Origin of the sequence: Limosilactobacillus coleohominis (genome assembly GCF_016901675.1) — a bacterium.
GTDB lineage: Bacteria > Bacillota > Bacilli > Lactobacillales > Lactobacillaceae > Limosilactobacillus > Limosilactobacillus intestinavium.
This window is the reverse complement of sequence record NZ_JACJKU010000166.1, coordinates 1-995: the sequence shown is the minus strand read 5'-3', so window position 1 is coordinate 995 and position 995 is coordinate 1. Positions and strand designations below refer to the sequence as shown.

At 38.5% G+C, this 995-nt stretch carries 2 protein-coding genes; both read left to right on the top strand.

The features are described 5' to 3' along the window. Positions 1-184 precede the first annotated feature (184 nt). Positions 185-472, top strand: a complete 288-nt coding sequence (locus H5975_RS08845) for a hypothetical protein (protein ID WP_239473184.1) — start codon at positions 185-187, stop codon at positions 470-472. Between the two features lie 30 nt (positions 473-502). After that, a complete protein-coding gene (locus H5975_RS08840) occupies positions 503-862 on the top strand; it encodes a dihydrofolate reductase family protein (protein ID WP_342590547.1) in 360 nt (119 codons plus the stop codon). Positions 863-995 lie beyond the last annotated feature (133 nt).

Genomic DNA, 995 nt, shown 5'->3' with positions numbered 1-995 from the left:
GTATCTGAATTCACGGCCTCTCAAATGTTTGAACTGGCGAACTCCAATTGAGATCTTCTTGCTTAATCTGCGTCATTAAATTTGTTCAAGTTATTTATTGCAATCTGCCTAATAAAAATAAGCATTTCAAATTAATAATCCTTTTCGTTACACTCAAAGTAGTAACTTACGAGGAGGAATGATCATGAGTAAGCCATATATTATTTGCCATATGATGATGTCAGTTGATGGGCGGATTGCATGCTCGATGACTGCTCAACTAGAAGGACAAAATGAGTATTATTCAGCTTTAGATGCAATTGATGCGCCTACCAGAATTAGTGGACGAGTAACTGCTGCTACTGAAATGACTAGTGGCCAAACTTTTCAAGCAAAAGGTGCGCGTGCCTATGGTAAAAATGGATTTGCTAAGCAAACAGATGCAACTGGGTACAACATTGTAATGGATACCAATGGAACACTTCTTTGGTAAAATGAGCATGAAGCCCCAAAGCCCCATTTAATTATTATGAGTCAGAAAGTATCCCGGGATTATATAGACTATTTAAATGGTCAGGGTATTTCTTGGATTGTTGCTGGAAAAGACCATATTGACTTGAGAAAAGCAATGGATATATTAGCAACTGAGTTTCATGTGAAGCGTCTGGCAATTGTCGGAGGTGGCAAAATTAATGGTGGCTTTTTGGACGCTGGCTTAATTGATGAACTTAGTATCCTGATTGGACCAGGAGCAGATGGTCGATCTACGGAGCCAAGTTTATTTGATGGACGCCCAGCTGATCGAAATCCCATTGCATTAAAACTTAAGAGTACCAAAGCCTATCCTGACGAGGCAGTATGGCTAAGATATTTGATTAAATAGCTTGCTAATGGTAACGGAAAAAATAACCTAAATTTCAAGAATAAGTTAGCCACTGGACTCAAATAAATAATACTGACCAATTGATTATTGGTTGATGGAGCTGTGATATCTCTTGGTAGAAGGCCTTACGATA

Bases quoted from the DNA above. Each gene is read 5' to 3' on its own strand.
- H5975_RS08845 (WP_239473184.1), top strand. From the start codon at position 185: ATGAGTAAGCCATATATTATTTGCCATATGATGATGTCAGTTGATGGG.